Below are 24713 nucleotides of genomic sequence, written 5' to 3'. Positions count from 1 at the left end.
GTGGGCAGGTCTAGCACTCGTAGGCGATCAGGGCACGGTAGGCATGCCAGCTGGACAAGCCCAGCCAGGGGGCCACCAGCAGCAAGCCGACAAACTGGCTGGCCAAACCGACCGCCAGCAGCCCGACGATCATAACGGCCCACACCAGCATCGTCACCCCGTTGCGGCCAACCACCGCCAGGCTGGCCTGCATGGCGGTAATGGCGTCGATCTCTTTGTCCAGCAACATGGCAGCGCTACAAATGCTCAGCGCCAGCCCCAGCAGCAGGAACAGCAGCGTCAACGCCGCCCAGGCCAGCAGGAACGCCAGATTATCCTGCTGCAGCAATTGTGCCAGCAAGGCGTCGGCAGCCGGCAGGCTGCCCTGGTAAAACAGCGCCAGCAGCATCAGCGATGCCGCTACCCACAGGCATAGCAGCAGCGCCAGCACCATGCCGAACAGCGCCAAGCCGCCGGCGTTGGCGCGCCAAGCCAGCGCGCTGTGCTGCAGCATCACCCGCCCCCCGTTAAACGCCTGCTGCTGGCGGGCGATGTCGTACAGGCCACTGGCAAGAAAGGGCAGCAACAGCAAGCTGGCCGCGCCTTCCAGCATGGCCAGTTCCGGCGCGGCCTGCAGCAGGAAGGCCAAGCCATAGGCCAGCAGCACGAAGCCGGCGCCGTACAGCAAGGCGTCATTCGCGGTGCGCTGCAGATCGCGCCAACCCAGCTTTAGCCACTGTAGCGGCGCGCGATGCGGCACCCGCTGGATCACGATGTGTTGCCGGCTGGCGAGACAGCTGAGTTCCATGGTGGCGCCCTCCCCTTTGCAAGCGATTATGCGTTTGTATCGTCCTTATTTTATAAGACACTGATTGTCATAAAAAAACGCTGCCGCCACAGCAAGGGGCGAGACTGGTAGAATGAGCGCCCCGATCAATGCGGTAACGTAAGGACAATACAATGGCAGAACTGATCATCGAAGATCTGGTGACCGGCGAGGGCAAAGAAGCGGTAGCCGGTGAAGAAGTCACCGTGCACTACACCGGCTGGCTGACCGACGGCACCAAATTCGACTCCAGCAAAGACCGTTTCCAGCCGTTCAGCTTTCCGCTGGGCGCCGGCTACGTGATCAAAGGCTGGGATCAGGGCGTACAGGGCATGAAAGTCGGCGGCAAACGCAAGCTGACCATCCCGTCCGAACTGGGCTACGGCGCACGCGGCGCCGGTGGCGTCATTCCGCCGAATGCCACGCTGGTATTCGAAGTGGAGCTGCTGCAGGTAGGCTAAGCCGGCCGGCCAAACAAAAACGCCCCGCGGCCAAGCCCGGGGCGTTTTTCTTTCTATCCAGACCGCTCAGGCCTGGGCGCGTGCCGCACGCTTGCGGCGCCAGTACACAATGCCGATCACGATACCCGCCAGCGCCAGCGTGATCAGAATCCCAGCTTGACCACGGTGCACCATGTGCATCAGCCACTCGCGGTTGCGGGCGCCGAAGTAACCCAGATACACCCACACCGGCACCGAGATCAGCGCGGCAAAACCGTCCATCATCAGGAAACGCCAGTACGGGATGCGCCGGGTCATGCCGGCCGTCAGGAAGATGGGAGAACGCAGGCCAGGCAAAAAGCGCGCAACAAACAATACCCAGTTACCGTAACGGGCAAATTTTTCCTGGGTAGCGGCAAAGCGCTCGGGGGTCATCACCCGCGCCACAGGACGAAAGCGCAGCACACGCTCGCCATAAAGACGGCCAGCACCAAACATGATGCCATCACCGACCAGCACGCCAGCCATCCCAACCGCAAACATCCAGTGAACGTTGGTATAACCAAGCCCGGAGATGATGCCGCCGGCCACCAGGGTAATGTCTTCCGGAATGGGCACACCAAAACCACAGACCAGCAGTACGATGAATACGGCGAAGTAGCCGTATCCGGTAAAGAAATCGAGAAGGAGTTGCAGGATATCCATGTGCGCCTGACAAGCTAGGAGGGTTCAGCGTGTCGCTTCGACCTACCGGGAGATAGACGGTTCAAACCGGCAAGCATCATAGCACAGGCACGCCATCAGGCTGCTGCACGCTGCACGCAGGCGCTTGATTGAAATCATCGCATCAGCATGAACGGCATGAAAAATACCAAAATGACAGGCAACAAAAAACCGGCCAGAGGCCGGTTTTTTGGGGTAACCACGTAAAACGTGATTACTGAGCAGCGGAAGCAGCCGGAGCGGAAGCGTCAGCAGCCGGAGCGGAAGCGTCAGCAGCCGGGGCGGAAGCTTCAACGGCCGGAGCGGAAGCTTCAACTGCCGGAGCGGAAGCTTCAACCGGAGCTTCTTCTTTCTTACCGCAAGCGGACAGAGCAACGGCCAGCAGGGCAGCAACGAGGAGCGACTGTTTCATTTGTTTATTACCTTTGAAAGTAAGTGTTGAACAAGACGTCTGGTTCACTACTCTCTCTCAAAAAAAGTTCGGACAGAGAAAGCAGTGTAGATACTGTCAGTGCGCAAATTCTAGCACGAATAAAAATGTTGGGAAGGGGGTAAACGTTAATTTATTGCGGATATTTGCATTGCCCATGCTGCAATGCAACATTCCACTAATGACCCGCCCCACCATTTCGATAAAAAATCTTCGTTTCTGATCAGCCAAAGTGGCGTACTGACACCACAGTCTGCCGCTGTCAGCCGGCAATATGCCACCAACCGGCAAGGTAACCCTCGAACAGTAAAGGCATCATATTGTCGGACAATCGATCGGCAGGCAATTGTCGGCCATTGGCCAGTGCTTGCCACGCCGCCAGGTCCACCGGTTCGCTTTCCAACAGCTGTCCGTTGCAGTACAGCATGTCATTGGAATAAAGAATCTGGCTCTTTAAATCAAGCACAATGCCGCTTTGGCGCGCAGCTTCAGCAAATTCATCCTCATCCAGCTCTGCTTCCGGGCCCTCGTAAAATACATGCGGTTTGGGTTCGGTCAGGTAATGTCCCAGGAAATCGGCGACCACCGATTTATCCCAGCGGATCTGCTGCAGCATGGCACTCACCTGCTCGACCATGTCATCGCTGATACGTGCCGGCTCGGCCTGCTGCTTGAGGTCGGGGTCAGCGTAACGGCCTTCCACGCACACCCGGTCTTGCAGGTACACCAGAAACTCGGTGGCCAGCTCTTGTGCCGACGGGGCACGGAAGCCGATGGAATACGTCATGCCCGGCTCCAACGCCACGCCGTAGTGCGCACACTTGGGCGGCAGGTACAGCATGTCACCGTGCTCCAGGACGAACTCTTCTTCTACCTGGAAATCCTTCAGCACCTTGATCGGCGCATCTTCGATGAAGGCCTCGTCTTTCTGCGACGAAATCTGCCAGCGCTTGTGCCCGCCCACCTGCAGCAGGAACACATCATAAGAATCGAAATGCGGGCCGACAGTACCGCCAGGTGGCGCATAGCTGATCATCAGGTCGTCCAGACGGGCATACGGCATGAAGTCGAAGCGCCACAGGATATCGGCAATATGCGGCAGATGATGGTTGACGTTCTGCACCAGGATGGTCCAGTCGGTTTCCGGCAGGCGGCGCAGGCGGCCAGCGCGGAACGGGCCGCGCTCCAGGTGCCACTTGCCCTGCTTGTACTCGATCAGACGCGACTCCACGTCTTCATCGGCGGCCAACTTGGCCAACCAGGCGTAATCGACGTGCTCGCCCACGTCCTTCAGCGCGCCACGGATCAGCAGCGGCTTCTTGTGCCAGTATTCTTTCAGGAAAGTGTCGGCAGTCATGCCGCCCAGTAGATCAATCGGTTTCATGGCAGATTCTCGTGACGCACTCGGTCAATGGTTTACAATAGGGGGATATCTGTTTGCGCCGGATTGTGCTGCATCCGAGTACCGGCCGGCCTGCGATGTATCAAGATTCCCTTTCATTCTCTCTACGACGGTACCGCCTCATGCAAATCGTTAAAAACTCGGTCGTAACCATTCACTACGAAATGTACGACGCCGACAACACCCTGCTCGACAAGACTGAAGAGCCCATCGCTTACCTGCATGGCGGTTACGACGGCATTTTCCCGCTGGTGGAAGAAGCCCTGCACGGCAAAGCCGTGGGCGAGTCCATCAACGTGACCCTGACCCCGGACGATGCTTTCGGCGAGCCGGAAGAAGAGCTGGTGCGCGTAGAGCCGCTGGACGTACTGCCGGAAGAAGTCGAAGTCGGCATGATGTTCGAAGCTGACGATCCGGAAACCGGCGACGTGATCCTGTTCCGTGTCACCGACGTTGCCGATGGCAAAGCCGTACTGGACGGCAACCACCCGCTGGCCGGCCTGACCATCCGCTTCCAGGCTACCGTGGCTGAAATCCGCCCGGCTACCGAAGACGAAATCGCCCACGGCCACGCCCACGGCGAACACGGTCACCACCACTAAGCCTTACCCCTCGGGTAATGGCAACACAAAACGGGGCTTCGCCCCGTTTTTTCATGCCTGCTGTTTACAAGGCTGCACGGCGCAGCACGGCAGCACACAAGCCCAGCGTGATCAGGTTGTACAGCACATAGGCTTCGTTGGGCCGGGCATGCCACAGTTTCACCAGCGTCACGGCCAGCAACACCAGCGCCAGCGCCTTGCATACCTGCAATAGCAAGGCAGGCGGAAAGCTGCTTTTGCCCACCCGCTCGGCCAGCGACACCAGCACAAAACCGGCAGCCGCCCCCGCCAGCACGTCCAGCGGCCAGTGCACACCGATGGCGATGCGCGACAGGCACACCATCACCGCCAGCAAAGCCAGGCCAAGTTGGCCGCGCAACGACCGTTTCCACATCAGCACCCCGGCCAACACCGCCACCGCGATGGCATGGCCGGACGGGAAAGACTGGTTGGTCGGCAACACATCCAGCAAGGTAACGGTGCCTACCGGCAGCAACAGTGGCGGTCGCAGCACATCAAAACCGGCTTTCAGCCAGATACTGGCCAACACGCCCCCCAACCCCAGCATCACCATGCGCGGCAACAGTAGCGGCTGGCGAGCCGCAAGCCACAGCAGCACGCCGATCACCAGCGTCCACTCGCCGACCATGCTCAGCAGGCGCCACACCAGCCCCGGCACCACGGCCAGCGCATGATGCAGGCTGACAAACAGGCTCTGGTTCAGGTCCAGTTGCCACACCAGCAGCGCCAGTACGCCCAACACTACCGCCATCACCTTGATCATGGCTTGCACCCCAGCGTCACGCGATCGAGGCCAGCCAGATCAGGCAACGTCGCCACCTGCTGCAGCCCGGCCTGCTCGAACAGCTGGCGACACGCCGGCCCCTGATCGTAACCGTGCTCTACCATCAGCCAGCCGCCGGCGGCCAACCTGGCCGGCGCACCGGCGGCGATGGCACGCAGGCAATCCAGCCCGTCGTGGCCGTCGGTCAGCGCCATGCGCGGCTCGAAACGCACGTCCCCCTCGCCCAGGTGGTGATCGGCAGCATCGATATACGGTGGGTTGCTGACAATCAGCTCGAACACGGCATCGCACGGCAAAGGATCAAACCAGCTGCCATGGTGGAACGCCACCGTGGCACCCAGCGACGCGGCGTTGGCCGCAGCCGTCGCCAGCGCGTCCGGCAACAGGTCTACCGCCGTCACCTGCCAGGCCGGCGCTTCCAGCGCCAGCGTTACCGCTATGGCCCCACTGCCGGTACCCAGATCCACAACCCGGGCAGGCTGCATGCGGCCAACCTTGTCCAGCGCAGCCTCCACCAGGTGCTCCGTTTCCGGGCGCGGAATCAATACCGCCGGCGATACCGCAAAGCGGCGGCCATAAAACTCACGCTCGCCCAGCAAATAGGCCACCGGCTCGCCAGCCAGACGACGCTCGGCCAGTTGGCAAAATGCCTGCCACTGCGCATCGGGCAATGGCTCCGGGCCAGCCGACACCATGGCGCTATGGCTCAGGCCGCTGACGTGGGCCAGCAGCAGCCGCGACTCCAGCCGCGGCAGCGTAAAGTGGCGTAGGGCTTCGTTGATGCTAGGCATGATCTACAACAGGAACAGGCTGGCGAGGCCCAGGAAAATAAAGAAACCACCCGAGTCGGTACACGCCGTGATCAGCACGCTGCTGCCCACCGCCGGGTCTTTACCGAAACGCTCCATCATGGTGGGAATCAGCACCCCCATGGTGGCGGCCAACATCAGGTTCAGCGTGGTGGCCGCCAGCATCACCAGCCCCAGCGAGAAGCTGCCGTACAGCATCCAGGCCAGCACGCCCAGCGCGCCCCCCCACACCACGCCATTGATCACCGACACGCCCAGCTCTTTGCGCCACAAGCGGTTGGCCTGCCCCGGCTGCAACTGGCCCATGGCCAGCGCGCGCACGATCATGGTGATGGTCTGGTTGCCGGAGTTGCCGCCAATACCGGCCACGATGGGCATCAGCGCCGCCAGCGCCACCAGCTTTTCGATGCTGCCCTCAAAAGCGCCAATCACCCGGCTGGCCACAAACGCGGTGCACAGGTTGATGGCCAGCCAAGCCCAGCGGTTTTTCACCGAATCGATCACCGGCGCAAACAGGTCTTCCTCTTCCTTCAGGCCCGCCAGGTTCAGCGCTTCGGTTTCCGATTCTTCGCGGATCACGTCCACCATCTCGTCCACCGTCAGGCGGCCGATCAGCACGCCGTGCTCGTCCAGCACCGGCGCGGTCACCAGATCGTAACGCTCGAACGCCAGCGCCGCGTCGGCGGCGTCTTCTTCCGGGCGAAAGCTCACCACTTCGGTGGCCATCACCTCTTCCACCAGCGCGTCGGGGTCTGACACCAGCAGCTTGCGCACCGGCAGCACGCCCTTCAGCACGCCGGCCTCGTCGGTCACGAAAATCTTGTCGGTCTGGCTGGGCAGTTCATCGAAGCGGCGCAAGTAGCGCAGCACCACTTCACAGCTGACATCGGCGCGGATCTTCACCAGGTCGAAGTCCATCAGCGCACCGACCTGGTCTTCTTCGTACGACAACACCGACTGCAGCTGCTGGCGCTCTTCTTCGTCCAGGCCGCCCATCACCTCGTACACCACCTGGCGCGGCAGGTCCGGCGCCAGGTCGGCCAGCTCGTCGGCGTCCAGCTGCTCGGCCGCCGCCACCAGCTCGTGCTGCTCCATCGCCTCGATCAGCGATTCGCGCACCGCGTCGGACACTTCCAGCAGGATGTCGCCTTCGTCGTCGCTGTCGACCAGGTCCCACACCAGCAGGCGGTCTTCCAGCGGCAACGCTTCCAGGATGTAGGCGATATCGGCCGGGTGCAGCGCCTCCAGCTTGTGTTCCAGCTCGGCCAGGTTCTGCTTGTGGACGAGCGACTCCACCAAGTCATGCCGCGGCATGTCCTGACGATGCACCAAGTCCTCGACCAGACGGTGGCGCTCGATAAGGCGCTGAACCTGGACGAGGTTGTCCTGCAGACGATCGGTAGGTTGTTTCTTGTCGACAACCGTCATGCACGTCTCCTTCCGCCCGTGGCGGAAATGACCATGCATCCGGCAAAGGGCGGGGTTTAGTTTTGAGCCGTAAGGGCTAGATCAGAAAGGAAATAACTGGGTAAGTCCATGAGTTACACCGCGCTCCTGCGCAGCTATCACGAAAGAGGCCGGATTGTAACACGATGCCCCCGTCAACAACCAGCACCCGCCAGCGGCAGTACCGCCCGGATTGCAATCAAATACTTAATAAAATATCAGCTCATTTGCTATACCTCCTGATGAAACGGGAGGGACCATCATGGACGAGCTGACATTGCAGAAATTGCGTACCGCCTTGCAGCACTCACCGCAAGGTGCAGACAGTGCTACCAGAGACATCATCGGCTTGCTGGAGGCCATGCAGCACAATCTGGCGATGGCCGAGTTCTTGCCGGATGGCACCTTCGTCGATGCCAACGACCGCTTCCTTGCACTGTTTGGCTACCAGAAACAAGAGCTGGTCGGCAAACACCATCACCAGATCTGGGTACCGGAAGAAGTCGCAGCCGGGCAGTACGATGCGCTCTGGCAACGGCTGTGCCAAGGCGAAGCCGTGGAAGGGGAATATCGCCGTGTCCGCCGCGACGGCAGCAGCATTTACATCCAGGCACATTACAACCCGCTACTGGATGGCGATGGCCGTCCTTACAAGCTGGTGAAATTTGCTACCGACATCAGCGATACAAAACTGCGACTGCACGAAGACTTTGGCAAGTTGGCCGCACTCAATCGCACCCAAGCCGTGATCGAGTTTGCACCGGATGGCAGCATCCTGTGGGCCAACGACAATTTCCTGCAACTGATGGGCTACACACTGGAAAGCCTGCGCGGCAAGCACCATCGTATCTTCTGCCGCGATAGCGAAAGCAACGGTCCGGAATACACTGAATTCTGGCAACGCCTGCACCAGGGCGAGCAGCATCACGGCGAGTTCCTGCGGCTGAACAGCAAAGGGCAACCGGTATGGTTACAAGCCATCTATAGCCCGCTCTATGCGCCGGATGGTCGTCTCAACAAGATCGTGAAATTTGCCAGCGACATTACGGCAGTCAAACGCAAATCGCAGGAGGACGACGGCAAGGTCGCCGCCATTGCCCGCTCGCAAGGGGTGATCGAGTTCGACATGGCGGGCAACATCCTGTGGGCTAACGACAACTTCCTGCAACTCACCGGCTACACGCTGGCAGAAATCATCGGCGCCCATCACCGCATTTTTGTCGAACGCGACGAAGCAGAAAGTGCCGCCTACCGCAGCTTCTGGCAAAAACTGGGCCGCGGCGAATTTGATCGCGGCGAATACCTGCGGGTGGGCAAGCAGGGGCATCGCATCTGGATCCAGGCGACGTACAACCCGATTCTTGACCTCGATGGCCAGCCCGTCAAAGTGGTGAAATTCTGCACCGACATCACCGACAGCAAGCGGCAGAGCCTGGAAAACGCAGCCCGCATGCAAGCCGTCAGCAACAGTAGCTGTCTGATGGAGCTGGACCGGCACGGTGTCATCCTCGACCTTAACCCCCTGATGCTGCAAGCACTGGGCTACAGCCTGGACGAACTACGAGGCAAACCGGACAGCTTGCTGCGCTTTGAAGAAGATGCCGAGCATCCGGCCCTGCAACAGCAGTGGCGGCAGCTACGCGAGGGGCAACCTGTCAGCGGCGAAACACGGCTGCGCACCCGCGATGGCAAGGAGGCCTGGTTTGGCAGCATGGCCAGCCCGGTAATGGGCCTGGACGGTCTGCTGAGCAAGGTGGTGGTCATCGCCCGTGACATCACCGCCAACAAATTGTCGCAACTGGATGCCAACGGCAAGCTTGTTGCCATTGACCGGGCACAGGCTGTTATCGAGTTCGATCTGCATGGCAAGGTGCTGGATGCCAACCAGAATTTCCTGGACCTGATGGGCTATCGGCTGGAGCAAATCCAGGGCGTCCACCACCGCGTTTTTGTCGACCCGGTGTTTGCCAGCAGCGCCGAATACCTGACCTTCTGGGAACGGCTGGCGCGCGGGGAATACTTTGCAGGGGAGTACAAACGTATTGGCTGCGGCGGCAAGGAGGTGTGGATACAAGCCACGTACAACCCGGTATTCGACCCTCGCGGCCAACCCGTGAAAGTGGTGAAGTTTGCCTCCGATGTCACCGCCAGCAAACTGCGCACCGCCGAGTACGAAGCCAAGGTTGCCGCTATCGAACTGGGGCAGGCCGTGATCGAATTCGACCTCAACGGCAATGTGCTGCGTGCCAACCGTAACTTCCTGGCGGCAATGGGTTACACCCAACGCGAAATACAGGGCCAGCACCACAGTATTTTCTGTACCGCCGAGTATACCCACAGCAAAGAATACCGCGACTTCTGGCTACGCCTGGGCGAAGGACAATTCGTTAGCGGACGCTTCCACCGCGTAGGCAAATTCGGGCGCGACGTCTGGATACAAGCCACCTATAACCCGATCCTCGACCTCAACGGCAAGGTTTGCAAAATCATCAAATACGCCTACGACGTCACCAACGAAGTCAAACTGGAACAAAGCATCCTGAGCAAGTCGCAGCAAATGGCTGACAACCTGCACCAACTGCTCGGCAGTATCGATACGATCGCCACGCATGCCGCCCTGGCTTCGGACCTGGCGCAGTCGTCGAGCGGCGCTGCCGCCCAGGGAGAGGCCGCGCTGCGGCAGGCGATCGATGCGATTAGCCAGAGCCAGCACAGTGCACAGAAAGTCTCTGAAGTGGTGCGGGTGATTAGCGATATTGCCAGCCAGACCAACCTGCTGGCGTTCAACGCCGCCATCGAAGCTGCTAGGGCCGGGCATCATGGGGTGGGTTTTTCGGTGGTGGCCGCCGAAGTACGCAAGCTGGCAGAACGTTGCGGCCACGCCGCCAAGGAGATCACCCAGCTGATTGACGAGTCGGTCCGTCACGTCAGCAGCGGTGCAGAGACCAGCCGCCAGGCCGCGGCCAACTTTGACACCATCCTGGCGGCGGTATCGCGAACGGCAGGCAGCGTGGACAAAATCGTTATCGGTACCGAAACCCAGAACGGCGTCACCCAGCAAGTGCAGACCCTGCTGGATTCGTTGGCCAATGCCGCCCGCAACAACGAAAGTGATCTGCAATGAGCCAGCGCTTCGGCCTGTTCCGCCTGGACGGCAACCACCTCGCCTTACCCATCGAGGCACTGCGCGAGGTGGTGCCTGCCGGCGAACTGGCCATATTGCCCGGCAGCCCGCCCTTCGTACTGGGCAGCCTGGCGCTGCGTGGCCAGCGCATACCGGTGATCGACCTGCGCCGCCTGGGAGATAGCCCGGGCCCGCCAGCCCATACCGATAGCAGCAGCTGCATTGTTATCGTGCGGCACGAAAACCGCCTGCTGGGGATACTGGCCGAGGACGTGGAAGGCGTCGCCAGCGGCGACGTACAAATGCTGGACAGTGGCCAGCACGGCATTCTTTCCGGCAGCTTAGACACCGGACAAAGCATGGGCAGCGCCACCTTGCTGGACCCTGCCCGCTTACTGCACTACCCCGGCATGCCGGCAGCACTGCAGGGCGACACCCTGCTGGCTAATAATCAGGAGCAAGCCGAAGGTGATGACGGATTTGATCATGTCATGCTGATGCACTGTGGCAGTGTGCCGCTTGCCATCCCTTGCCTGGCCATTCATACCATCATCCTGAATCCGCGGGTAACCAAGCATGCCATCAGTAGCGGGTACTGCCTGGGTACCATCGATTATGCAGGCCAGCACGTGCCGGCAGTCAGCCTGGTTGCTGCCTGCAGCATCCCGCTGACGCCGCGCCCCAGCCTGACTCAGGCATTCATCGTGCGCTATCCGGCGGGCTTCGTCGCCTTCATGGTGGAACACATCATTGATGTGGTGCAGCGCACCGGCCATAGCCTGCACCCGTTGCCGGCACAATCGCTCGCCAGGCCCGATCACTTCATTGGCGCCATTCCGGCCGATGAAACCCCCCAGGACAGCGAGGCGTATCAGGCGTCACCCAGCGGCCACTATCTGCTGGTGAACGCCGACGCCTTGCTGGCACGCAGCGATCTGCAAAGCCTGGCCGCCATGAACACGCCGAGCACCGCCAACCCCACCACAGGCAGCCAACCCGACCGGGAAAAACGCCGGCAGCAAGGCGAGCGCTGCCAGCTACTGACCTACGATCTGGGATTTGAAGTCGGCACGCCAGTCAGCCAGATTGTGGACATTGTTCCCTGGCAGCCGGAGCGAGCCATCTTCGGGCTGGATTGCGAGCACGCCGGCTTGCTGCTGTGCCGGGGACGCAGCATCCCCTTGTATTGTCTGAGCAGCACGCTGGGAATTCCGTTGGCCACCATCAAGGACACCGCCAGTGTGCTGGTGGTAGAAACCGAACTTGGCGTTGCCGGCTTTGCCGTGCCGGGCCTGATTACCATAGAAGAAACCTGGCTGGAAAAACTGCAGCACGCGGAAACCGGGGCGCCACCACCACAGATCCGCCACAGTCGCAGCGACGTAGCGTGGCGCCATCTGCTCATTGGACAGGGGCGCCAGGAGCGCCTGCTCAGTTTGCTCGACTTACAGGCGCTGGCACGCGACCGGCTGAGTACGCTACCGGTGCGGGATGGGCATCATTAAGGCGTATCGGCCAGCGGCATGCGCCGCAGGATGATGCGGGTCTTGCGCGCCAAACCCGGCGCGTTGCGGTGCTCATCATAAAAACGCGGGTTGGGTACCATCGCGGCCAACTTGGCCGCCTGCCCGGCCGACAGCCGCGCTGCCGACGTACGGTAGTAATGCCGGGCCGCAGCCTCGGCGCCAAATACGCCGTTCCCCCACTCGATCACATTGAGGTAGATCTCGAAGATGCGGCGCTTGTCCATCACCGCTTCCAGCATCACCGTGATCATCGCCTCTTCCAGCTTGCGCCACGGTGTTTTCTTGCCAGACAAAAACAGGTTTTTGGCCAGCTGCTGGCTGATGGTGGAGCCACCTGCCACGATGCGGCCCTGCTTCAGGTTCTTTTCGAACGCAGCCTCGATACCGTCCCAGTCAAAGCCCTCGTGATCGACGAACTTGGCGTCTTCGGACGCGATCAGCGCGCGCTTGAGGTTGGGCGAGATGCGCTCGTAGGGCACCCATTTGTGGCGCAGCTCGGCCTCGGGGTCTTCTTCCTGCAGGCGCGCCAGTTGCTCGGTCATGAACGCGCTGGCCGACGGGTTGAAACTGCGCCAGTACACGATGTGGCCGAAGATCCACAGGTTGTACAGAAAAAGGGCGGCCAACAGGGCCGCCCCGATGCGTAAGGACCAGCGCAACACTTAGGCCAGTACCTCGCGCAGCATATTGGTGACTTTGCGCGTTTCCGGCTGTACGCCACGCCAGATGCGGAAGGACTCCGCCGCCTGCTCTACCAGCATGCCCAGGCCATCGGCCAGCATGCCGGCCTGCTCGCTCTGGGCGCGGCGCAGGAACGGGGTCAGGCCACGGCTGTACACCATGTCGTAAGCCAGCGCGCCCGGGGCAAATACACCGGCCGGCAGCGGCGGCAGTTCGCCCTGCAGGCTGGTGGAGGTGCCGTTGATGATGATGTCGAACTGGCGACCGGCAAGCGCGTCGTAGCCGGCAGCTTCGATCTGGCCCAGGCTGGCAAACTGAGCGGCCAGCGCCTCGGCTTTGGCCACGGTACGGTTGGCGATGGTCAGGCTGGACGGCTGCTCCGCCAGCAAGCTGGGCAGGACACCGCGCACGGCGCCACCAGCACCCAGCAGCAGCACGCGCTTGCCGGCCATCGGCACGTCCATGTTTTCCACGATATCGCGCACCAGGCCGACGCCGTCGGTGTTGTCGCCGTAAACCTTGCCGTCACGGAAGGTCAGCGTGTTCACCGCCTCTGACAGGCGAGCACATTCGGTCACTTCATCGGCAAAGCGGAAAGCATCGCCCTTGAACGGCAGGGTCACGTTCAGGCCGCGGCCACCCGCCGCAACAAAAGCGGAGACCACCTCGTCAAACTTGCCGATGTCGGCAAACAGCTTTTCGTACTGCAAGTGCTGGCCGGTAGCGGTGGCAAACTCGGTATGGATGAACGGCGACTGGCTATGGGAAATCGGGTTGCCAATAACAGCGTAACGATCAGTCATGATTCACTATCTCTGATAAGGGTAAGTCAGCAAGCCGGTGGCAGCCGCTTGGCCGACGAAGGCACACTTTGCCTTGTCGGACACGAAACTGCAACCGCCTGCGCCTTAGCCCTGCATCCACGGCAGCCCGGCGGCTTTCCAGCCATTGACGCTGCCACGGTGCTGGGCCGCGTCACGATCGCCTTCAAAGCCTTCCAGCACGTTGTAAACCTGGCTGTAGCCGGCCTCGGCGGCCAACCTGGCGGCCTCGTCGGAACGGGCGCCACTGCGGCAGATGAACAGCACGGTCGCCGACTTGTCCACCTGCTGTTGCAGCTGGGTCACAAAGCCGGGGTTGGGCACCATGCCCGGATAGGTACGCAATTCGATACGGACGGCATCGGGCACCACACCGACAAACTGCCATTCGGCCGCGCTGCGCACATCCACAATCACGCTACCGGGCAGCTGCTGGCGCAAGGCCCAGGCCTCGGCCGGGCTCACGGCACCACTGTAGGCCAGCCCCAGTTGCGCGCCACGGGCCGCCGCAGCGGCCAGAATGTTCTCCACGGTCATGCTGAACTCCTGAAAGACAGAAAAAAGAAAGGCGGGGCAACTTGTGCGTGCGGTTGATTGTCATCACGACATCACGTCACACTTTGCATAATAATGCTCGACATCATGCAGTCTGGTGTCGCCACAGGCAAGCCTGCCTGCGCACCAAGAGTGTGCACCAAACTGGCGCATGCACCAAAGATGGGCCAAGCAACAACCCGCCCACGCCGATGCACGCACCAAGCAGTACCCAAACCGCACCAAATCGCTGGCACGGTTCATGCTTTAAGCCCGACACACCTGTTTTGTGTCATCCCGTTTGATGCACTTAGCTTTCTCTAGGAGATATCCATGGCGGTTGCAGACGTAGTCAAGCTCATCACCGAAAACGACGTTAAATTTGTCGATTTGCGCTTTACCGACACGATGGGTAAAGAACAACACGTGACCATCCCGGCTCACGTCCTGCTGGAAGATGCCGACGAGTGGTTCGAACGCGGCCACGCCTTCGACGGCTCCTCCATTGCCGGCTGGAAAGGCATTCAAGCCTCCGACATGCTGCTGATGGCCGACCCGGCCACCGCCAAGATCGACCCGTTCTTCGACGAGCCGACCGTATTCATGAGCTGCGACGTGATCGACCCGGCCGACGGCAAGGGTTATGACCGCTGCCCGCGTTCGGTAGCCAAGCGCGCCGAAGCCTACCTGAAGGCCTCCGGTATTGGTGACACCGCCTTCTTCGGCCCGGAACCGGAATTCTTCATTTTCGACAGCATCACCTGGGGCACCGACATGTCCGGCTGCTTCGTGAAGATCAAGGCAGAAGAAGCTGCCTGGGCTTCCGCTGAAGAATTCGAAGGCGGCAACACCGGCCACCGTCCGGGCGTCAAAGGCGGCTACTTCCCGGTACCGCCGGTTGACTCCTCGCAAGACATCCGCTCGGCCATGGTGCTGCTGCTGGAAGAGCTGGGCGTACCGGTAGAAGTACACCACCACGAAGTGGCGACTGCCGGCCAGAACGAAATCGGCACCAAGTTCAGCACCCTGACCCAGCGTGCCGACTGGACCCAGATCCTGAAGTACGTGGTGCACAACGTTGCCCACAGCTACGGCAAAACCGCTACCTTCATGCCGAAACCGATCGTTGGCGACAACGGCTCCGGCATGCACGTGCACCAGTCCATCTGGAAAGACGGCAAGAACCTGTTTGCCGGTGACGGCTACGCCGGCCTGTCCGACACCGCCCTGTACTACATCGGCGGTATCATCAAGCACGCCAAGGCACTGAATGCCATTACCAACCCGGGTACCAACTCGTACAAGCGTCTGGTTCCGCACTACGAAGCACCGGTAAAACTGGCCTACTCCGCCAAAAACCGCTCCGCTTCCATCCGCATCCCGCACGTGGCCAACCCGAAAGGCCGTCGTATCGAGGCGCGCTTCCCGGACCCGCTGGCTAACCCGTACCTGGCCTTCTCCGCACTGCTGATGGCCGGTCTGGATGGCATCCAGAACAAGATCCACCCGGGCGACGCTGCAGACAAGAACCTGTACGACCTGCCGCCGGAAGAAGACAAACTGATCCCGACCGTGTGCGCCTCGCTGGACGAAGCCCTGGCAGCCCTGGACGCAGACCGCGAGTTCCTGACCCGTGGCGGCGTGTTCTCCAATGAATGGATCGACGCCTACATCGAACTGAAGATGAAGGAAGTGAACCTGACCCGCATGACTACCCACCCGGTAGAATTTGCGATGTACTACAGCCTGTAAGCGATTCGACCCGCGTAACGCTGCAAACCCGCACCCACCGTGGTGCGGGTTTTTTCATGCCATTTGCCCTGCATGCATGACGGCAGTCACTGACGTTTACCCGGCTTTGCTCTATCATGCGTCTGCGATGATTCACAGCTTACCCAACATGCGCCGTCTACTGCTTCCCCTGTTTCTGGCCAGCAGCCTGCTGCCGGCTACCGCCAGCACCATCTACCGCTACGTAGACAAGGACGGTCACGTCACCTTCACCAATATGCCGCAACCGGGCGCCCAGGCCATCATCGTTACGCCGGCCAACCCCGATACCGGTAGCCGGGGTAGCGTCACGCCCCGCCCAGGCAGCACCCGGGCACGCGCACCGGCGGCCAACGTCAGCGTTCCGTCGGTCGATGCCGGCACCCAACGCAACCGCGACGAAGGTCGCCGCCGCATCCTGCAGACCGAACTGGACAACGAACAGAAAGCCCTGGCAGAGGCACGCGCAGCACTGGCAGACGCCAAACGCAAGCCGGGTAGCGCGCCGGCACTGCTGCAACGCCTGCAAGATGCGGTGACCGACCGCGAGCGCAATATCAGCGCACTGAATCAGGAACTGGGCGGGCAAAGTGCACTAAAATAGTGCAACCACTACCCTTATCCTCACCTGTTGCCCTTTTCCGGGCATGCCGGGTGAATCCAGTCACCGTCTCGGGTCGCTACGCCGGGCGCGGCAATTGCTAAGGGCAGTGGTAAGCACCGTCCGATTCCGCACGGTGGCAAGACAGGCACAACGGACGCCCAACCATGCCCCTACACCCGTATTCCGGCCTTGAGCTGCTCGACACTCCCGTCATGATCGTAGAACGCAGCGGCCAACTGCACTACGCCAACCCCGCCAGCGAAAACCTGCTGGGCATCAGCCATAAAGGCCTGCGCAAGCTGTCGCTGTACGAGCACTTCCACGACGCCAAAGCGCTGCGTAACGCTGTGCAGATGGCGCTGGATCACGCCGGCAGCTTTATCGAACACGATCTGGAGCTCACGCCGGAAGGCGACCAGGCGCTGCATATCGGCCTGACCGTTACCCCCATCGACGGCCCGGTACGCCTGGCGCTGGTGGAAATGCGCCCGATCGAACAGCAACTGCGCATCGTCAATGAAGAACGGCTATTGCTGCAGCAGCAAGCCAATCGCGAGCTGATCCGCAACCTGGCGCATGAAATCAAGAACCCGCTGGGTGGCATCCGGGGCGCGGCACAGTTGCTGGAGCACGAAATTGCCGACCGCCCCGAGCTGCTGGAGTACACCGGCGTCATCCGCGAAGAGGCGCTGCGCTTGCAGTCGCTGGTAGACCGCCTGCTGGCCCCGCACCGGCGCCATATCGCCAGCGACGTCAATATCCACGAAGTGCTGGAGCGGGTGCGCAGCATCCTGCTGGCCGAGTACCCGCAAGGGCTGCTGGTGAAACGGGATTACGACATCAGCCTGCCGATGTTGGCCGCCGACAAAGAGCAGCTGATCCAGGTGGTGCTGAACATCGGCAAGAACGCGGTACAGGCCATGCAAGGCCACGGCGAGCTGGTTTTCCGTACCCGCGTCGCGCGCCAGGTCACCCTGGCACGGAAGCGTCATAACCTGGCACTAAAATTGCAGATCATCGACAACGGCCCCGGCATCCCGGAGGAAATCCGCAACCATGTGTTCTACCCGCTGGTAACCGGACGCGCCGAGGGGACCGGCCTGGGGCTGACCCTGGCGCAAACTTTCGTGCATCAGCACGGTGGCACCATCGAATTCGAATCGCGGCCCGGCCATACCTGCTTCACGGTACTGATGCCGTTCGGCCCCGATCAATAACCACAAGGCGAGGCAATATGACGCAAACGGTCTGGATCATCGACGACGACAAGGCAATCCGCTGGGTGCTGGAAAAGTCGCTGTCGCGCAGCAACATCGCCTACCAGAGTTTTGCCAGCGCCGACGACGCGCTCAACGCCCTGTACGACACCATCCCCAGTGTCATCATCAGCGACATCCGCATGCCCGGTACCGACGGGCTGAAGTTTCTGGGCAAGGTCAAAGCCGAACATCCGGCACTGCCGGTCATCATCATGACCGCCCACTCCGACCTGGACTCCGCCGTATCGGCGTTCCAGGGCGGGGCTTTCGAATACCTGCCCAAGCCGTTCGACGTGGACCAAGCGGTAGCCTTGATCGAGCGCGCGCTGGCCGAAAGCCGCAGCAGCAGCGGCGGCGCCGACAGCCCGGAGGCCATGCCGGCACTGCTGGGCCAGGCCCCGGCCATGCAGGACGTGTTCCGTGCCATCGGCCGTCTGTCGCAATCCAGCGTTACCGTGCTGATTACCGGTGAATCCGGTACCGGCAAGGAGCGGGTAGCCGAGGCACTGCACCGTCATTCGGTGCGCGCCAGCAAACCGTTCATCGCACTGAACACCGCCGCCATTCCGAAAGACCTGCTGGAGTCCGAGCTGTTCGGCCACGAAAAAGGTGCCTTCACCGGCGCCGTCGGCAGCCGTCGCGGCCGCTTTGAAGAAGCCGAAGGCGGCACGCTGTTCCTGGACGAAATCGGCGACATGCCCACCGAGCTGCAGACCCGTCTGCTGCGTGTGCTGTCCGACGGCCACTTCTACCGCGTCGGCGGCCATACCCCGATCAAGGCCAATGTGCGCGTGATCGCCGCGACGCACCAGCATCTGGAAGAGCGCGTCAAACAGGGCCAGTTCCGCGAAGACTTGTTCCACCGCCTCAACGTCATCCGCCTGCGGCTGCCGCCGCTGCGCGAGCGCAGCGAAGACATCCCGCTGCTGGTACGCCACTTCCTGGCGCGCAGTGCGGCCAACCTGGGCGTCGAGCCTAAGCGCTTGTCCGAGCCTGCCATGCTGCTGGTGCGGCATTACGCCTTCCCCGGCAACGTGCGGCAGCTGGAAAACCTGTGTCAGTGGATTACGGTGATGGCGCCGGGGCAAACGGTGGAAAGCGCTGACCTGCCGCCGGAATTCCGCCAAGCAGCCGAAGCGGCGCCACACGACGCAGCCTACGCCACCAGCGAAGCAAACACGGCGGCCCCCAGCCTCGGCGCCGTGGCGGCCCACCCCACCCTGGTGGAAGGCGACTGGCTGCAGCTGCTGGCGCGCGAAGTCAGTCAACGGCTGGCCGCGGGTGAAACCGGCATCATCGACGACCTCACCGCCCGCTTTGAAAGCACCTGCATCAAGAGCGGTCTGGCCCACACCGGTGGTCGCAAAGTGGAAGCGGCGCAGCTACTGGGCTGGGGCCGCAACACCCTTACCCGCAAGATTCAGGAACTGGGATTGGAACACGATTGATTACCCTGACGCATTGCACCCGACTCGATAACGGCCAACTGGACGCGCTGACGCTACTGCTGCAAGACGTGGTGCACGGCGGCGCATCGGTGGGCTTTCTGGCACCACTATCGCATCAGGACGCCATGGCCTACTGGCAAGGCGTGGCTGGGGAACTGGGCCCGCTACTGCACTGCTGGCTGGCCGAACGCGACGGCCAGATGCTGGGCACCGTGCAGCTATCGCGCTGCGGCAAGGCCAACGGCCGGCACCGTGGCGAAATCCAGAAGCTGATGGTACATAGCCGCGCACGGGGCCAGGGCATCGCCCGCCTGCTGATGCAGGAAGCCGAAACGACGGCGTGGGCAGCCGGCTGCAGCACGCTGGTGCTGGATACCGATAGCGAATCGGTTGCGGCCAAGCTGTACCCGAAGCTGGGCTGGGTACACGCCGGCGACATTCCCGACTTTGCCGCCAGCCCGGATGGCCGGCTGCACACCACCCGCTATTTCTACAAGCTGCTGGCGCCGCGGTAAGCACATCCTCGCGCACAGCCAACGGCACGCGGCACCTTGCAGGCGTGCCGTTTTCATTTTCCAGCCAAGACTCAAACCAAGACATCAGGCCAAACCATCAAGCCAGCACGCTCAAACCCGGCAAGGTGGCAAAGCTCTGTTCACGCACGGTGTGCAGAAAATCGGTCATATACGCCAGCGTTGCATCGTCCTGGCGTAGCGCCGCGTACAGCTCGCTTTGCAAGCCAGCATCGCCGATGCGGGCACTGGCAATATAGCCACGGTCCAGATACGGCTTCACCGCCCAAAAAGGCATCGCCGCCACGCCGCGACGGCTGGCCACCAGCTGGATGATGGCTACCGTCAGCTCCGACGTGCGCCGCGCCGGCTGCACACCTGCCGGGCGCAACACCTTGCGCACCAGGTCCAGCATGCTGTCCGGCACCGGGTAATGGATCAGCGTTTCGTCGGCAAAATCCTCGGCCTGCCACACCGCCTTGCCGGCAGCAGCATGGTCGCGCGCCATGATCACCACCATCTCGTAGGCAAACAGCGGCTGGTATACCACGCCCTCCTGCGGCTCCGCTTCGGAGGTAATCGCCAGGTCGGCACGCCGCGTCAGCAACAAGCCCACCGGGTCGGCATGGAAGCCGGACACGATATCCAGCTCCACCGCCGGCCAGTGCTGGCGAAAGGCGTCCATCGCCGGCATCAGCCAGTCAAAACAGGTATGGCACTCCACCGCGATGCGCAGCTCTCCCGCCTCGCCCTCGCGCAGCCTCGCCAGGTCGCGCTCGGCCTGGGCCACGTTGGCCGCCACCTGCCGCGCCAGTGCCAGCAAGCGCTCGCCGGCTGGCGTAAAGCGCAAAGGCTGACTTTTGCGCTCAAACAAAGCCAGGCCGTAGGCCTCTTCCAGCGACTTCAGCTGGTGCGACAGCGCCGACTGGGTCAGAAACACACGCTTGGCCGCCTGCGACACGCTGCCGCACTCGGCCAGCGCCAGCAGGGTTCGCAGATGGCGGAGTTCGAGCTGGCTTTGCATCATGAATCACCTTAATGATCATCGTTAAAATAATGAAATTGCCTCATGATTGTAGATACCGCATGCTGAATGCACAACATTCATCATGAAAGGCATTCCACATGAGCCAAGTTCATCTTCTGGGTTTCCCCCGCATCGGTGCCAAGCGCGAACTCAAATTCCTACTGGAGCAATACTGGCGTGGTGACATCAACGAGCTGGCGCTGCAGCATGGCGCCCGTGATCTGCGCCAGCGCCACTGGCTGCTGCAAAAAGGCGCCGGCGTCGACCTGAGCCCGGTCGGCGATTTCTCGCTGTACGACCACGTACTGGATGCGCAGATTCTGGTTGGCGCCATCCCGCCGCGCTTCGGTTTCGACGCCGCCAACCTCAGCCAGGCGCAGTATTTTGAACTGGCACGCGGCAATGCCAGCCAGCCAGCGCTGGAAATGACCAAATGGTTCGATACCAACTACCACTACCTGGTACCCGAATGGCACGCCAACACCGCCTTTGCGGCCAACCCCGCCCCGTTGCTGGCACAAGTAGCCGAGGCGCAAGCGCTGGGGCTGAAAGCCAAGCCGGTACTGGTCGGCCCGCTTACCCTGCTGTGGCTGGGCAAGTGCAAAGGCGCCGACTTCGATCGCCTCAGCCTGCTGCCGGCCCTGCTGCGCAGCTACCAGGCGTTGCTGACTGCGCTGAACGACGCCAAAGTGGACTGGGTACAGCTGGATGAGCCCATCCTGGCGCTGGACCTGCCGGCCGAATGGCTCGCAGCCTTCCGCATCACCTATCAAACGCTGGCGGCGACGCCGCTCAAGCTGCTGCTGGCCACCTACTTCGGCAGCGTGGCCGAGCATGCCGACCTGCTGCACAGCCTGCCGCTAGCCGGCGTGCATCTGGACCTGGTGCGCGTGCCGGAACAGCTGGCCACCTTACTGCAAGGTTGGCCGCAAGGCCGTGTGCTGTCCGCCGGCCTGATCGACGGACGCAATATCTGGCGCAATGACCTGTCCGCCACGCTGGCCCGCGCCGACCAGCTACGGCAGCTACTGGGCGAGCAGCTGTGGCTGGCACCCAGTTGCAACCTGCTGCACACCCCGGTCGATCTGGCGCAGGAAGTGCAACTGGATGTCGATCTGAAGAGCTGGCTGGCCTTCTCGGTACAGAAGCTCAACGAACTCAAATTGCTTAAACGTGGCCTGGTACAAGGGCGCGACAGCATCAGCAACGAACTGGCCGCCAGCGACTTTACCCGACAGCAACGGCGCCAGCATCCGCGCATCCACCGTGCCGATGTCAGCGCGCGCCTGGCCACGCTGCCGCCAGACAGCGACCGTCGCCACAGTCCCTACCCGGTACGGGCGGCGGCCCAGGCCGCGTGGCTGAAACTGCCGCTACTGCCCACCACGACAATCGGTTCGTTCCCGCAAACCGCCGAGATCCGCAGCGCCCGTGCCGCGTTCAAACGCGGCGAACTGGACGCTGCCGGCTACAAGCAAGCGATGAAAGCCGAAATCGAACTGGTAATCCGCAAGCAGGAAGCACTGGGGCTCGATGTACTGGTGCACGGTGAAGCAGAACGCAACGACATGGTGGAATACTTTGGCGAACAGCTGGCAGGCTTTGCCTTTACCGAATACGGCTGGGTACAAAGCTACGGCAGCCGCTGCGTGAAACCGCCGCTGATTTTCGGTGACGTCGCCCGCCCGCAAGCGATGACCGTCGCCTGGTCGGTATACGCCCAAAGCCTGACCCCGCGCCCGGTAAAAGGCATGCTTACCGGCCCGGTCACCATCCTGCAGTGGAGCTTTGTACGTGATGACCTGCCACGCAGCGAGGTCTGCCGCCAGATTGCGCTCGCCATCAACGACGAAGTACTGGACCTGGAAAACGCCGGCATCAAGGTGATCCAGATCGACGAGCCAGCCGTGCGTGAAGGGCTGCCACTGAAACGGGCAGACTGGGACGCCTACCTGGCCTGGGCTGGCGAAGCGTTCCGCCTCGCCTGCGCCCGCGTCGATGACAACACCCAGATCCACACCCATATGTGCTACTCGGAGTTCGGCGACATTCTGCCGGCCATCGCGGCGCTGGACGCCGACGTGATTACCATCGAAACCTCGCGCTCGGACATGGCTCTGCTGCGTGACTTTGCCAGCTTTGCCTACCCCAACGAAATCGGCCCCGGCGTATACGACATCCACAGCCCGCGCATTCCGGCGGAGCACGAGCTGGAAAAACTGCTGCACAAGGCACTGGAGGTGATTCCGGCACAACGACTGTGGGTGAACCCGGACTGCGGCCTGAAAACCCGCGGCTGGCCGGAAGCCGAAGCCGCCTTGCAACGCATGGTGAACGTTACCCAACGCCTGCGCCGCAAGCTGGCCACCACGGTATAAGGCAGCCCCGCTGCCGCTACACGCTGCGACATGGCGGCAACGCCGCATCGGCTACACTGCATGACAGCTCATTGCCGGTAGCCCGCCATGTCTCCTTCCCTCCTGCAACAACGCTGCGATCTGGCCTCGTTGCTCCTGGCCTGCATTCTGATGTTGGCCGCACTGTGGCTGCATCTGCTGTCGGCGCTGTTTGCCGGCATGATCGCCTTCCTGCTGATCCACAGCCTGGCCAAGGGCCTATCCCGTTTCGTTACGACGCAGCAGGGCAAGTGGATTGCCGTCAGCCTGATCAGCACACTCGTCATCGCCAGCCTCAGCGGGGTTACCGTACTTGGCTTGTCCTTACTGAAATCGGAACATGGCCTGTCGGCGCTGTTTGAACAACTTGCGCACATCATCGAGCAAGCTGGTAGCCAGCTACCCGCCAGTATCAGCCAGGCGCTACCGTCCGGTAGTGAAGCACTCCGCCAATGGCTAGTAGACTGGCTTCATGCGCATGCTGCCGATATGCAGAATCTGGGCAAGGAAGCCGGTACCTTTCTGGCCCACGTGCTGGTGGGGATGATCATCGGCTCGCTACTGGCATTCCAGGAGACGGCCACCGACACACCGCAGCCACCGCTAGCCGCAGCGTTATACCAGCGCAGCCGACACTTTCAGCAAGCCTTCCGCAAAGTGGTGGTCGCCCAGGTTCAGATCTCTCTGCTCAACACCACCTTTACCGCCCTCTACCTGCTACTGGCTTTGCCACTGGCCGGCGTCCACCTGCCATTCAGCAAGACCATGCTGTTACTCACCTTCCTGCTGGGCCTGATTCCGGTACTGGGCAACCTGCTATCCAACGCCATCATCATCACCGTCAGTACCACCCACTCCAGCATGACAGCCCTGGCATCTCTGGCATTCCTGGTACTCATCCACAAGGGCGAATACTTCCTCAACGCCCGCATCGTCGGGCAGCAAATCCAGGCCAGGGCCTGGGAGCTGCTGCTCGCCATGCTGGTCATGGAAAGCCTGTTCGGGATTGGCGGCGTCGTCGCGGCACCGGTCTACTACGCAGTGCTGAAAGGCGAGTTGAAACAGCGTGGTCTGATCTGACGCATAACGATTTGATTCAGCAATGCCATCGCTTTACATCCCAAGCCCGCGCAAGTGGGCTTTTTCATGACAGCATTGCCAACCGCCAGCTGCCAGATCGATAGCCGTAGCCCGGCATAAGCCGCAGGCGCATCCGGGGGCCGGCCGCAGGCCGGCATGGGGTGGGGGCGAGGTGGCCGAGGCTGGTCGGTAGGTGTCTGTTTAGACGGATCGGCTGGGTATGGCGGCCAACGTTGGCCGCAGGATCAACGTGGCGAGGGTGCTACTGAGCTTTTTTGGGGGACGTCGGCTCCGGCGTTGCCCAGATGGGGTGCAGGTTGGCCGCAAAGGGAACATCGGGGGGACGTCGGGGACGTCGCACGCGTCGGTGGGGCACGGTCGCGGTTTTCGCCGTGCCAATGCACAAAGCCCAGCTCGTTTGAGCTGGGCTTTGTCTTAAGGGAGTCTGGCGGTGTCCTACTTTCACACG

The 24713-nt window shown here is 61.7% G+C and carries 22 protein-coding genes; 11 read left to right on the top strand and 11 right to left on the bottom strand.

Annotated elements, in window-relative coordinates; genetic code table 11:
* Positions 1 to 10: 10 nt before the first annotated feature.
* The gene (locus FLQ03_RS06160) at positions 11 to 787 is read right to left on the bottom strand and encodes a DUF2189 domain-containing protein (protein WP_144372497.1); all 777 of its coding nucleotides are present in this window, start codon (positions 785 to 787) and stop codon (positions 11 to 13) included.
* A 152-nt stretch (positions 788 to 939) separates the two neighbouring features.
* Between FLQ03_RS06160 and FLQ03_RS06155 the strand changes: the two genes are divergently transcribed.
* Positions 940 to 1266, top strand: a complete 327-nt coding sequence (locus FLQ03_RS06155; protein ID WP_144372496.1) for an FKBP-type peptidyl-prolyl cis-trans isomerase — start codon at positions 940 to 942, stop codon at positions 1264 to 1266.
* A gap of 66 nt (positions 1267 to 1332) precedes the next feature.
* Here FLQ03_RS06155 and FLQ03_RS06150 read toward each other — a convergent pair whose 3' ends face one another.
* The 3 genes from FLQ03_RS06150 to FLQ03_RS06140 all read right to left on the bottom strand — a co-directional run bounded on the left by FLQ03_RS06150 (position 1333) and on the right by FLQ03_RS06140 (position 3782).
* Positions 1333 to 1950 (bottom strand): DedA family protein, encoded by a 618-nt coding sequence (locus FLQ03_RS06150; protein ID WP_144372495.1) that lies wholly within the window; start codon positions 1948 to 1950, stop codon positions 1333 to 1335.
* A gap of 42 nt (positions 1951 to 1992) precedes the next feature.
* On the bottom strand, positions 1993 to 2304 hold the full coding sequence (locus FLQ03_RS19255) for a hypothetical protein (RefSeq protein ID WP_206210878.1): 312 nt from the start codon (positions 2302 to 2304) through the stop codon (positions 1993 to 1995).
* 356 nt (positions 2305 to 2660) lie between these two features.
* The gene (locus FLQ03_RS06140) at positions 2661 to 3782 is read right to left on the bottom strand and encodes a ribosomal protein uL16 3-hydroxylase (protein WP_144372494.1); all 1122 of its coding nucleotides are present in this window, start codon (positions 3780 to 3782) and stop codon (positions 2661 to 2663) included.
* Between the two features lie 140 nt (positions 3783 to 3922).
* On the opposite strand from FLQ03_RS06140, the gene FLQ03_RS06135 reads away from it, so the two are divergent.
* Positions 3923 to 4402 carry an FKBP-type peptidyl-prolyl cis-trans isomerase gene (locus FLQ03_RS06135; protein ID WP_144372493.1) on the top strand — a complete coding sequence of 160 codons (480 nt, stop codon included), beginning with the start codon at positions 3923 to 3925 and terminating at the stop codon, positions 4400 to 4402.
* Positions 4403 to 4466: 64 nt separating this feature from the next.
* Here FLQ03_RS06135 and FLQ03_RS06130 read toward each other — a convergent pair whose 3' ends face one another.
* From FLQ03_RS06130 to mgtE, 3 genes are read right to left on the bottom strand one after another with little or no spacing between them, the layout of a single operon-like run.
* A complete protein-coding gene (locus FLQ03_RS06130; protein ID WP_144372492.1) occupies positions 4467 to 5186 on the bottom strand; it encodes a phosphatase PAP2 family protein in 720 nt (239 codons plus the stop codon).
* Positions 5183 to 5998 (bottom strand): peptide chain release factor N(5)-glutamine methyltransferase, encoded by an 816-nt coding sequence (gene prmC, locus FLQ03_RS06125; RefSeq protein ID WP_144372491.1) that lies wholly within the window; start codon positions 5996 to 5998, stop codon positions 5183 to 5185. Before prmC ends, FLQ03_RS06130 begins: the two co-directional genes overlap by 4 nt.
* 3 nt (positions 5999 to 6001) lie before the next feature.
* On the bottom strand, positions 6002 to 7444 hold the full coding sequence (gene mgtE / locus FLQ03_RS06120; RefSeq protein WP_144372490.1) for a magnesium transporter: 1443 nt from the start codon (positions 7442 to 7444) through the stop codon (positions 6002 to 6004).
* 280 nt (positions 7445 to 7724) lie between these two features.
* On the opposite strand from mgtE, the gene FLQ03_RS06115 reads away from it, so the two are divergent.
* On the top strand, positions 7725 to 10586 hold the full coding sequence (locus tag FLQ03_RS06115; protein WP_144372489.1) for a methyl-accepting chemotaxis protein: 2862 nt from the start codon (positions 7725 to 7727) through the stop codon (positions 10584 to 10586).
* On the top strand, positions 10583 to 12091 hold the full coding sequence (locus tag FLQ03_RS06110; RefSeq protein ID WP_144372488.1) for a chemotaxis protein CheW: 1509 nt from the start codon (positions 10583 to 10585) through the stop codon (positions 12089 to 12091). Before FLQ03_RS06115 ends, FLQ03_RS06110 begins: the two co-directional genes overlap by 4 nt.
* Here the strand turns inward: FLQ03_RS06110 and mtgA are convergent.
* The 3 genes from mtgA to FLQ03_RS06095 form a co-directional block, all read right to left on the bottom strand.
* Positions 12088 to 12771, bottom strand: a complete 684-nt coding sequence (mtgA, locus tag FLQ03_RS06105; RefSeq protein ID WP_144372586.1) for a monofunctional biosynthetic peptidoglycan transglycosylase — start codon at positions 12769 to 12771, stop codon at positions 12088 to 12090. The genes FLQ03_RS06110 and mtgA overlap by 4 nt on opposite strands.
* A 3-nt stretch (positions 12772 to 12774) precedes the next feature.
* Entirely contained in the window at positions 12775 to 13596 is an 822-nt protein-coding gene (aroE, locus tag FLQ03_RS06100; RefSeq protein ID WP_144372487.1) for a shikimate dehydrogenase, read from the bottom strand.
* A gap of 105 nt (positions 13597 to 13701) precedes the next feature.
* Positions 13702 to 14151 (bottom strand): rhodanese-like domain-containing protein, encoded by a 450-nt coding sequence (locus tag FLQ03_RS06095; RefSeq protein WP_144372486.1) that lies wholly within the window; start codon positions 14149 to 14151, stop codon positions 13702 to 13704.
* 330 nt (positions 14152 to 14481) lie between these two features.
* Here FLQ03_RS06095 and glnA point away from each other — a divergent pair, with 330 nt between their 5' ends.
* From glnA to FLQ03_RS06070, 5 genes are all read left to right on the top strand, one after another.
* Complete coding sequence (gene glnA, locus FLQ03_RS06090; RefSeq protein WP_144372485.1) at positions 14482 to 15900, top strand: type I glutamate--ammonia ligase; 1419 nt, start codon at positions 14482 to 14484, stop codon at positions 15898 to 15900.
* A gap of 148 nt (positions 15901 to 16048) precedes the next feature.
* Entirely contained in the window at positions 16049 to 16522 is a 474-nt protein-coding gene (locus FLQ03_RS06085; protein ID WP_170252320.1) for a DUF4124 domain-containing protein, read from the top strand.
* Positions 16523 to 16734: 212 nt separating this feature from the next.
* A complete protein-coding gene (gene glnL, locus FLQ03_RS06080) occupies positions 16735 to 17739 on the top strand; it encodes a nitrogen regulation protein NR(II) (RefSeq protein ID WP_240802211.1) in 1005 nt (334 codons plus the stop codon).
* A 17-nt stretch (positions 17740 to 17756) separates the two neighbouring features.
* Positions 17757 to 19229, top strand: a complete 1473-nt coding sequence (gene ntrC, locus FLQ03_RS06075) for a nitrogen regulation protein NR(I) (protein WP_144372482.1) — start codon at positions 17757 to 17759, stop codon at positions 19227 to 19229.
* Positions 19226 to 19744, top strand: coding sequence for a GNAT family N-acetyltransferase (locus FLQ03_RS06070; protein WP_240802210.1), 519 nt, complete (start codon positions 19226 to 19228; stop codon positions 19742 to 19744). The genes ntrC and FLQ03_RS06070 overlap by 4 nt, the downstream gene beginning before the upstream one ends.
* Positions 19745 to 19841: 97 nt before the next feature.
* Here FLQ03_RS06070 and FLQ03_RS06065 read toward each other — a convergent pair whose 3' ends face one another.
* Positions 19842 to 20765 carry a LysR family transcriptional regulator gene (locus FLQ03_RS06065; protein WP_206210881.1) on the bottom strand — a complete coding sequence of 308 codons (924 nt, stop codon included), beginning with the start codon at positions 20763 to 20765 and terminating at the stop codon, positions 19842 to 19844.
* 101 nt (positions 20766 to 20866) lie between these two features.
* Here FLQ03_RS06065 and metE point away from each other — a divergent pair, with 101 nt between their 5' ends.
* Both metE and FLQ03_RS06055 read left to right on the top strand, forming a co-directional pair.
* Positions 20867 to 23146 (top strand): 5-methyltetrahydropteroyltriglutamate--homocysteine S-methyltransferase, encoded by a 2280-nt coding sequence (gene metE / locus FLQ03_RS06060; protein ID WP_144372480.1) that lies wholly within the window; start codon positions 20867 to 20869, stop codon positions 23144 to 23146.
* Positions 23147 to 23233: 87 nt separating this feature from the next.
* Positions 23234 to 24244: an AI-2E family transporter gene (locus FLQ03_RS06055; protein ID WP_144372479.1), complete on the top strand. Its 1011-nt coding sequence runs from the start codon at positions 23234 to 23236 to the stop codon at positions 24242 to 24244.
* Positions 24245 to 24713: the final 469 nt, after the last annotated feature.

The sequence above is a fragment of the Vogesella urethralis genome, from assembly GCF_007644045.2.
Classification (GTDB): Bacteria; Pseudomonadota; Gammaproteobacteria; order Burkholderiales; family Chromobacteriaceae; genus Vogesella; species Vogesella urethralis.
Note: the sequence above shows the minus strand (reverse complement) of the source record. Positions and strands in the feature narration are given on the sequence as shown.

Bases quoted from the DNA above. Each gene is read 5' to 3' on its own strand.
- FLQ03_RS06160 (WP_144372497.1), bottom strand. From the start codon at position 787: ATGGAACTCAGCTGTCTCGCCAGCCGGCAACACATCGTGATCCAGCGG.
- FLQ03_RS06155 (WP_144372496.1), top strand. From the start codon at position 940: ATGGCAGAACTGATCATCGAAGATCTGGTGACCGGCGAGGGCAAAGAA.
- FLQ03_RS06150 (WP_144372495.1), bottom strand. From the start codon at position 1,950: ATGGATATCCTGCAACTCCTTCTCGATTTCTTTACCGGATACGGCTAC.
- FLQ03_RS06140 (WP_144372494.1), bottom strand. From the start codon at position 3,782: ATGAAACCGATTGATCTACTGGGCGGCATGACTGCCGACACTTTCCTG.
- FLQ03_RS06135 (WP_144372493.1), top strand. From the start codon at position 3,923: ATGCAAATCGTTAAAAACTCGGTCGTAACCATTCACTACGAAATGTAC.
- FLQ03_RS06130 (WP_144372492.1), bottom strand. From the start codon at position 5,186: ATGATCAAGGTGATGGCGGTAGTGTTGGGCGTACTGGCGCTGCTGGTG.
- prmC (WP_144372491.1), bottom strand. From the start codon at position 5,998: ATGCCTAGCATCAACGAAGCCCTACGCCACTTTACGCTGCCGCGGCTG.
- mgtE (WP_144372490.1), bottom strand. From the start codon at position 7,444: ATGACGGTTGTCGACAAGAAACAACCTACCGATCGTCTGCAGGACAAC.
- FLQ03_RS06115 (WP_144372489.1), top strand. From the start codon at position 7,725: ATGGACGAGCTGACATTGCAGAAATTGCGTACCGCCTTGCAGCACTCA.
- FLQ03_RS06110 (WP_144372488.1), top strand. From the start codon at position 10,583: ATGAGCCAGCGCTTCGGCCTGTTCCGCCTGGACGGCAACCACCTCGCC.
- aroE (WP_144372487.1), bottom strand. From the start codon at position 13,596: ATGACTGATCGTTACGCTGTTATTGGCAACCCGATTTCCCATAGCCAG.
- FLQ03_RS06095 (WP_144372486.1), bottom strand. From the start codon at position 14,151: ATGACCGTGGAGAACATTCTGGCCGCTGCGGCGGCCCGTGGCGCGCAA.
- glnA (WP_144372485.1), top strand. From the start codon at position 14,482: ATGGCGGTTGCAGACGTAGTCAAGCTCATCACCGAAAACGACGTTAAA.
- FLQ03_RS06085 (WP_170252320.1), top strand. From the start codon at position 16,049: ATGCGCCGTCTACTGCTTCCCCTGTTTCTGGCCAGCAGCCTGCTGCCG.
- glnL (WP_240802211.1), top strand. From the start codon at position 16,735: ATGATCGTAGAACGCAGCGGCCAACTGCACTACGCCAACCCCGCCAGC.
- ntrC (WP_144372482.1), top strand. From the start codon at position 17,757: ATGACGCAAACGGTCTGGATCATCGACGACGACAAGGCAATCCGCTGG.
- FLQ03_RS06065 (WP_206210881.1), bottom strand. From the start codon at position 20,765: ATGCAAAGCCAGCTCGAACTCCGCCATCTGCGAACCCTGCTGGCGCTG.
- metE (WP_144372480.1), top strand. From the start codon at position 20,867: ATGAGCCAAGTTCATCTTCTGGGTTTCCCCCGCATCGGTGCCAAGCGC.
- FLQ03_RS06055 (WP_144372479.1), top strand. From the start codon at position 23,234: ATGTCTCCTTCCCTCCTGCAACAACGCTGCGATCTGGCCTCGTTGCTC.